This is a genomic window from Pandoraea anhela, from assembly GCF_902459655.1.
Classification (GTDB): Bacteria; Pseudomonadota; Gammaproteobacteria; order Burkholderiales; family Burkholderiaceae; genus Pandoraea; species Pandoraea anhela.
Genome location: NZ_CABPSB010000040.1, coordinates 1 through 7,837, shown reverse-complemented (window position 1 = coordinate 7,837; position 7,837 = coordinate 1). Strand labels below are relative to the sequence as shown.

The window sequence follows — 7,837 nt, the reverse complement described above, 5'->3', positions numbered from 1 at the left end:
CGCTAAAGATGAAGACCCCGGCCGAGGCATTCGCTTTAGCCGCTTAACCTGTGCAGGTTTTGCTAGGTCAATACAGAACAGCGATGTTTGCGATAGATTGGTTCAGTGTAAGGTTCGCAAGCGCTATACCGAGGGCGACAGAGGATATATCGCCCAAGAAATACATACCTTCGGCGGTAACACGCTGACGAATGTGTACCGCGATGTCCGTAACAGCATCCCCCTGGGCTCGCTATTCGACAAGGTTCTTCCAGACGCGGGCAAGACTATCGCGTATGACGAGGTCGTCAAGGATGTGGCCTCACACCTGAAAGTTGCATTCGACAAGAAAGACGACCCTCTCATTGTCGAGGACCGTATTCTTCGCAAAATTCTCAAGGATTCGTTTGAGAGGATGTCAGACGAAGAGCGGGCTGCGGTGCTGAAAGAACTAAACGTGTCAGAACTTTCAATGCTTAAACCGGCGACCAGTGCTGCGCTGATTGCTGCGGGACGCATGGGCGGGTTCGCCACCTACGAGCTTTCGCTTATCGTGGCCAATGCGGTGTCGAAGGCACTGCTTGGTCGGGGGCTTCCCTTCGCCGTGAATGCAACGGTCTCACGTACCATCGGCGTGCTACTTGGGCCGGTTGGCTGGGTTGTTACCGGTGCATGGACGCTGGCCGACATGGCAAGCCCAGCCTATCGGGTCACTGTTCCCTGTGTCATTCAAATCGCCTACATGCGACAGAAAGCTATTGTCGAGGCTCACACCAAGGCGTGCCCGTCCTGTGGCGCGCGGAGTGAACGCGCATCTCGGTTCTGTGCCGAGTGTGGGCACACACTTCAAGGAGCGTGACATGCTTCCAGGCCCGATGGAATACCTCAAGTCACACGCTATCGTCTTCGTGGCGGGTGCGGTGACCGTCCTCGTCGCAACTACGTACATCAGAGTGGCGAAACGGTGGAGCATTCGCAACAGCTAGCCGACGCTGGTGGGACCCAACGCTTTCGCGTAGCGGAGCCTGCTTCAGGGCCTCCGGCTTCCCGTGCACCAAATGTATTCGAGAAGACATCACGCTCCCGGACCTATTGCGGACACAATTCGGAACACAGCGTCATCAGAAACCCATCACCCGTGGGTTGTACAGTACTTTCCCTGAAGGGCCTGCCATGCTTCAGGCTCTGGCAACAACGTGCCGCCTGGAACGCTTTTCCGGCAAGGCTTGCCGTCACGCGTTGTAGCACAGCAGTAGGCCGTGAAGTTGTCTCGGTGATACCCAAGATACACATCACGCGACACGCCACACAATTCAGCGAGCACCAAAGGCGCATCAACCATATACCGCTTCACTTGCTCCTGGGTTAGGCGAAACTCTCGCCCTCCAGCAACCCACGGCACCGAAACGAGGAACAGCAAATCTGCTGCTGCCAACTTGTCGATTGCTGTATTTAAGTCACTCATTTGCATAATGCTCTCCCGTGGGACGTACTCAATTCCAGACGCTGGCTACCTTTCCAGCTCTCGGAGATAAGCAACCACGTCCACCTCGCTCGACAGCACAACACAACCGCACAATCTGTTCGCGTCGACATTTCCTGATGTCAAAAGAACCCGAAGAGGGTTCTCTGTGAACATCGCGTCGTGATACCCAACGCCCGCGCATCCATGGTGTAGGTCTCGAATAAAATTTCCGTTGAACTTACGATTTGCATCCATTCGAACGGCTGCGTGACATGCGGCGTGTATGTAAACGGTTGGCAACCGAGATGCCATGTGGCCCTTGCGATACCGGAATCCGTTCACCACTACGCGCGTCATTTTTTCGCGACTATCAATGAGCTCTTCCGGGGATACGTTTCCCCTAGAGTTTCCCTGTTCTTCAAAGAATGAGAGCAGCATTTCCGAGACGAAGTCCTCGTGGAGGCGTAACGCCCCGGCTAGCTCCGCGCCGAGCGCTTGCTGAAAACTCGACACCTCGTGTCGGAATCGCTCCTTTTCGACGTTGATTTTGGCCGCCATCTCATTGAACTTAGCTGCCAGGCTTTGCTCCACGTCGCCCATCTTGAAGAGGTCGCTAAAGGTTGACGCCCAAACCGTATCTACAAACACCTTCTGCAGGAGCAGCAGCGTCTCTCCAGGCAGCGAATCAACGCTCGGAATCAGCGTTCCGAGTGCGTGTCCAGCCTTTGTCCAGACCCGCGTTCGAAGCGAATGTTTTGCAACACTCTCCGCTGGCGCTCTGAAGAAGTGCTCCAATTCAACGTGAACCCGCTCTCGCTCAAAAATTAGCGCTACACCCAGACTTAGCTCATCCAACAGTGAAGCCGTCGCGGCACGAGTTTCAGGGTCGCTCTGGTTGGTTAGCTCAACAAGAGCCACATCGCTTACCGGGCAAATCGCAACGCCATCTCGAACAAGTCGCCTCAGCAGCGTTAAGATTTCACTATGCTCTCGACGTTTTTCACGTCCAAGCGCAGCATTTCTTAGGAAAACCCAGTAGCGAGTGTCGAGGTAGAGCTTGATACGTCCCTCAACAATTCTTCCGATAGAGACGGTGAGCTTCTCTACGTATTCGTGAACCGACACGTCCCGGGAAGTTGAATGTCGCTGGCAGGATTCGGCAATCAAGGCCTCTACAGTTCTATCCAACGTTCAGGCTCCAAAGCATCTGATGGAAGGGGGAGTCTCCGGCCGTGGCCACGCGAACCGAAGTCTCTACAGGAGACCTAACGCACACCGCCACCCGGAGCCGTCGCAAACATGCCTGCCACAACAAGTCACACTCCCGGACACACCATACGCAAGTTATTCAGACTGGAGTGCGACGATGACGCGTTTTCCGAGCTGTTGCGTATTCGCCTCGGTTCCACTTTCGTATAGCGTGGAAACACCCAACTGCTGAGCAAGCTTACGAAGAATGGGCCTCGCCGGACTCACAATCTGGCCATCTCTCTCAAGCTCGATGGCGCCGCTCGCCAGCCGCCTGATAACGTAACCTTCGTAGGCTTGCTCCTCGTCCATTCCATATGACGACGCCGGCTCCCACGTGACCGATTCCGAATTCCGAAGTAGCCCCTTAATCTTTTCTGCGGCTTCTAAGGTTCGGTCCGCCCAGGCTCTAGAAAGAGCATAAGTTTTCCCGTCGAGGAAAAACAGCTCCCCAGGGCCAAAGAAGTAGCGCAGCCGCTTACCTGGGACTTCGGCCTGGAATGCATCCTCATCAACCTCGCCTGGCATCGACATGAAGAGGTCACGCCGTCGCCAATAGACGGCTGTTCGAAGTTCATCCGGCGTCCGCCCTTGTTTTATAGCCTCTCTCACCAACTCGAGTATCAGTCGACGTTTGGCCAGATTTGCAAAGAAATCGTCGCCGATGCTCAAGTCGTACCGTGTTGTGTCTCTCGTCGTGCCCCGCACGTTGTCTTGCTCAACGGACTTTTCGCGCAACGCTACCGTGTAGTGCGCGGCTTGAGGCAACGGGATGACCTGCTGAATGTCGAGCAATACGCGAGCGTCAATTGCGTGAGGACGCATCTGTACACAACGGACATCCATATTGCCCTGCTTGTTAAGCCAGAGGACAGCCGTCGTAAGCTCGGAAGAGAAGTCCGCCGACGCCAGCACGATGCGGACTCTGTCTGTGAAAACAACTGGACCTTCGTCAATTTCCAGAAACTCTCGTAGCGCTTGTTCCGGGTCTTCGTTCGAACCGATGTCAACCAAATATTTCCGGTGGGCCGCGACGGTCTGTTTGAATTTCATCGTGGAAATCATTGCGGCGTACCTCAGAGCTTGCAGGTCCATGTGCGCACCGTCATCGCGCTTCAATTCTACGACGACCAAGTTTGCTTGCTCGTCTACGCACAACAAGTCGATTCGGCGATTTGCGCCCGCCCAGTCACCGAACTCCTCCGCGATAACTTTCGTCCGCACTCCAGGCGTAATGGCTTCGATATGCGTCCGCACCGCCCTCTGAATGTGTGACCGCTCGCGCATCTCCAAATCTTTGAACGTTTTCAGAGGTACCGCCTGCAAACTATCCCCGTAGATTTCAAACAACGCCATACAAAATCCTTAGCAACTGAAGACGACCTAAATTATCCAGCTCAAATTCGCAGAGACCAAGTGATAGGGTACCTCGGGTGCGACAGATTGAAGGTCACCAGCCGTCGCTTACAAGATGCATCGCAGGCCTCTAACCTAGTTAACATTGCGACGCAATTCACCACATCCAGAATACCCAATTTAATGATATACGCATCGACAATATTAAATTAGTGGCAATCAAAACGGTATATCAAAAACATAGATCCCGAAAAGATTGGAATAAACACATTTAACTCCAGAAAGTCAACACCCAACGATAAAAATTTCGAGATAAAAGAATTATTTAAAAATATACTTGATTGATTCAAACAATTCCACTAGATTCAAGTTCAGAACAATGCTCACAATCCAGAATCGCAACCAACGTAGCTAGCCGAAATGCATCGGCCGGCCCTCTATTTATGAGAGGGTACGTTAGAGGAGTTGCGATGCAGAACGGACGTGAACAAGCTTGCCATACAAGATGTGGCTCAACTACGTTTCAGGCACGATGCGTCCCGAGACTCTGGGATACGTCCAATTTTCATTGCAGCCGTTCCGCCGCCCGAGCAAGCACGCGACACTCCCAAACGACTCGTAACTACGGTCAGTTTTGGTCCCGTACACCGGGCTCGCCACGCCTCATCAAACTCGCCCGTCGAACCGGAATCCATTGCGGATTCGGCAACACTTCATCTCTGGAAATTCCCAACCATCCCGAGCAAACATCTTCACGGCCGTTCGTTACTCGTGCGTATCGGCATCGAGCAACTGCAATGCACAACCTCGCGCACTGCATCCTGGCTGGCCAGGTTAGGTGCTAGCCATGGCACGGCTCGACTACATTCATTATGACGTCTACGAAGCATCGCTTAGCGCTAGCGGTGAACTGATATGGGAAAAGCGGACAGACAAGCCATCCATCAAGCAGCTGCCGCAACTGTACTGGGAAGACCACAGCGGCTGGGATGAAGCAAATGTTTGGAGTCTGGAAAGGACAGAAGCAGTCGACGATGAGACAGTAAAGCGTACGATGAAACACTTGTGCGTGTACGCAAACTTCCTCGAGTCCGAGAAAACGGACTGGCGACACTTTCCTATACGTCGCGACGAACAGGTACTTCGCAGATTCCGCAAGCACCTCATCGACCAACGCGAGGAAGGGGCCCTCGCGAGCAGCACGGTATCGAGTTGCATGAGCACGATCATCCAGTTCTATCGCTTCGCCCATTTGCACAATCTAATCGGCAACAGCGCTCCCATGTGGAACGACCGGCTTGTAGGTGTACCGTTTCTCGACACGGCCGGTTTCAAGAGGACTGCCGTCCGCCTCAGTTCTGACCTCTCTATCCCGAATCGAAAGCGAATTGGCGTGATGCTGGAAGACGGATTACTGCCTCTTCGTGCCGACCATATGAATCAACTTGTCGCTCATACGGCTCGGCATGAGACCAAAGAACTGCACCTCATGCTATCAACCGCGTTCTTCACAGGCGGGCGCGCAGGCACAGTAACAACATTGTCCGTATCCAGCCTCCTGACCGCGCGAGAGGACCCGCATACTCCAGGCATTTTCTTGCTCCCAGTCGGTCCAGGGACGGGATCGCTACAAAGCGCTCGGTCAATGGCGACTTGATGGTGCCTGGTGCTCTCTTGGACGACCTCAAGCGATACTCGACGTCGACGGAACGTCTTCTGCGGGAATCAAAAACACATACGGCACACAAAAATCTGCTGTTCTTGACTCGCAGAGGTCGGCCCTATTCCGTCTCAACAGTCGACAGGCTCGTTCAAGAAATGAGATTGCGGGCGGTGAACGCTGGCATGCGGTTTATGGCGAACTTCAAGTTCCACCAAGCACGCGCGACGTTCGGCACGTGGCTGTTAGATGTTTTGCTTACAAGTGGAGCCAGTCCAGCCGAGGCAATAGGAGTCGTTCGAGACGCCATGCTTCACAAGGACGAATCCACGACTTACAGCTATATCAAGTTCAGGGACACGACGCGCGCCAAGCAGACGGCTGCCGTAGCGTTCAATGAGGCATTCACGGGCTTTAGAAGCCGCGAGTGGGACAACGAAGATGCTTAACCGACCTCAGTTACCCGACCTGACGTTTCCTGGCATCAAATTTGGTCGGCGTGAAACTCCTTGGGACCTCGCCGTCTTGCTCTATCGGGGCGGAGCCTCCACTCGCGCCGACCTTGTCAACAATCAAATTGCATGTGGGGCGCTAGGGGCCCCAGAGTTGGAACGATTAGAACTCGTCTCAGCTTTGCATGAGGAAATCAATACCGCACTCGCCGGTGGCAATTCACGTGAGACTGCCGCCGACCAGATAAAGACAGTGCGGAACCTTTTCAGCTTTGCAGAAAGCGAGTCTCTCTCGCTAACTATGTCGACTATCGAAGAGACGTATTGCGCATGGGGTGACTTCCTGTTGCACCGAACGCGGTTGAAAAAAAAATATCCGGCAAAGAACGTACCTGACGGTCAACGCCGCTTAGCTTGCAGGTCGGCTTACAACTACGCGGCCATCGTTGGCACGCTTTTGGACCGCGCTCTCCAACGGCGCACACGGATAATTGAGCTGACCCGCATTGAATGGAAGAGCCGCCGCAAGTCGGCGGTTGGTGTCCAAGCGGAAAAACAGAGTCTTAGCGATACCTTTGTGCTGGGACACATGCTCCAGGATATATGCGACAGCCTTCCCAAAAGCGTTGTCATTGACGCGACACGGCCCCTTGAAATTACATTGCGAAACGGCAATTCGTTCAGTGCAGGAAGACTCACCCCCTCACCCACTGACCATGATGCGATTCTGGAGGCCGGGAATCCGAATTTCTTAGCTAATCTAAGAATAGAAGCCGAACTGATGATGTTTATCGGACAGACAGCTATGAACGCGACGGAAGCTTGCCGGCTTACACTGCGACGCTTCTCCTACGTGAGTCATCACGATGGCTACCAAGTCAGCGAATATAAGCGTCGAGGAAGTCGCACTGTGTTTTTCGAGATTTTCAAGGAATACAAATCTCACCTCGAGCGTTACCTTGAATGGCGCAAAGCGCTGTTCCCCGAGTCGGAGCTCATGTTTCCTTTTATTCGATTCGGGAGTCTGCCAGGCTCTCGTTGCGACATGGCAAGAATCCGAGCAGTTTGTGAAAAACTGAACATCACCTTTATTGGCCCTCGTCTATTGCGAAACACGAGAGTAAATTGGATGTTGCGCAGGACCGGTGACCCTGATGTCACCGCCGAGACGAGCCAGCATACCAAAAGGACTCTGCTCCGTGATTATCACAAGCCGAGCCAACAACGCGCAATGACCGAGGTCACCATATTCTGGGCGGCCCTTGATTCGCATTTAGTCAAGAAAGAGTCCGTTGCTCCTGGAGAATGCACTGGTACACCGAAGGAAGAAGCGTCGATTGCGAAGCAAGCCCCAAGGCCAAACTGCGCGAGGAAATCCGGGTGCTTATGGTGCATGTCCCATCGCGACATCGATACGTTTGACTATGTATGGGCGCTTGCGTCCTTTTGTCAAATCAAGCTCCATGAAGTCAGCAAGGTCGATATGCGGAAGTTCGTTGATGATTCACCTCCAGCGCAACTTGCAGTCGAACGGATTCAAGAGAAATTGGCCTGGTTTGAAGAGTCGAGTGAGGAGCGCCGCGAATGGGTTATCGAAGCTCTGACATGCCCCCTGCAAACAGGGCCAGCCGGATTCTAGTAAAGTTCGTTTTCGGAGAAGAAGACGAACATGAAGAA

The 7,837-nt window shown here is 53.5% G+C and carries 7 protein-coding genes and 1 pseudogene; 5 read left to right on the top strand and 3 right to left on the bottom strand.

All coding sequences use genetic code 11. The features are described 5' to 3' along the window. On the top strand, nt 1-838 hold an 838-nt coding region (locus PAN31108_RS25965; RefSeq protein WP_150671628.1), incomplete at its 5' end, for a ubiquinol-cytochrome C chaperone family protein. A gap of 273 nt (nt 839-1,111) precedes the next feature. Here PAN31108_RS25965 and PAN31108_RS25960 read toward each other — a convergent pair. The 3 genes from PAN31108_RS25960 to PAN31108_RS25950 form a co-directional block, all read right to left on the bottom strand. Beyond that, a complete protein-coding gene (locus PAN31108_RS25960; RefSeq protein WP_150671627.1) occupies nt 1,112-1,450 on the bottom strand; it encodes a hypothetical protein in 339 nt (112 codons plus the stop codon). 39 nt (nt 1,451-1,489) lie between these two features. After that, nucleotides 1,490-2,632, bottom strand: coding sequence for a hypothetical protein (locus PAN31108_RS25955; protein WP_150671626.1), 1,143 nt, complete (start codon nt 2,630-2,632; stop codon nt 1,490-1,492). Nucleotides 2,633-2,788: 156 nt separating this feature from the next. Further along, on the bottom strand, nt 2,789-4,048 hold the full coding sequence (locus PAN31108_RS25950) for a PDDEXK family nuclease (RefSeq protein WP_150671625.1): 1,260 nt from the start codon (nt 4,046-4,048) through the stop codon (nt 2,789-2,791). An 847-nt stretch (nt 4,049-4,895) separates the two neighbouring features. Here PAN31108_RS25950 and PAN31108_RS26945 point away from each other — a divergent pair. The 4 genes and pseudogenes from PAN31108_RS26945 (at nt 4,896) to PAN31108_RS26575 (ending at nt 7,799) form a co-directional block, all read left to right on the top strand. After that, nucleotides 4,896-5,705: a site-specific integrase gene (locus PAN31108_RS26945; RefSeq protein ID WP_246184157.1), complete on the top strand. Its 810-nt coding sequence runs from the start codon at nt 4,896-4,898 to the stop codon at nt 5,703-5,705. After that, nucleotides 5,705-5,998: pseudogene (locus tag PAN31108_RS26940) on the top strand (site-specific integrase); the annotation flags it as partial. The gene PAN31108_RS26945 and the pseudogene PAN31108_RS26940, both read left to right, overlap by 1 nt. A gap of 18 nt (nt 5,999-6,016) precedes the next feature. Then, nucleotides 6,017-6,157, top strand: coding sequence for a hypothetical protein (locus tag PAN31108_RS26935; protein ID WP_246184158.1), 141 nt, complete (start codon nt 6,017-6,019; stop codon nt 6,155-6,157). Then, entirely contained in the window at nt 6,150-7,799 is a 1,650-nt protein-coding gene (locus PAN31108_RS26575; protein ID WP_174995151.1) for a site-specific integrase, read from the top strand. The genes PAN31108_RS26935 and PAN31108_RS26575 overlap by 8 nt, the downstream gene beginning before the upstream one ends. Nucleotides 7,800-7,837: the final 38 nt, after the last annotated feature.

Coding starts and splice junctions, on each gene's coding strand:
- PAN31108_RS26935 (WP_246184158.1), top strand. CDS start 6,017: ATGCTTCACAAGGACGAATCCACGACTTACAGCTATATCAAGTTCAGG.
- PAN31108_RS25950 (WP_150671625.1), bottom strand. CDS start 4,048: ATGGCGTTGTTTGAAATCTACGGGGATAGTTTGCAGGCGGTACCTCTG.
- PAN31108_RS26945 (WP_246184157.1), top strand. CDS start 4,896: ATGGCACGGCTCGACTACATTCATTATGACGTCTACGAAGCATCGCTT.
- PAN31108_RS26575 (WP_174995151.1), top strand. CDS start 6,150: ATGCTTAACCGACCTCAGTTACCCGACCTGACGTTTCCTGGCATCAAA.
- PAN31108_RS25960 (WP_150671627.1), bottom strand. CDS start 1,450: ATGCAAATGAGTGACTTAAATACAGCAATCGACAAGTTGGCAGCAGCA.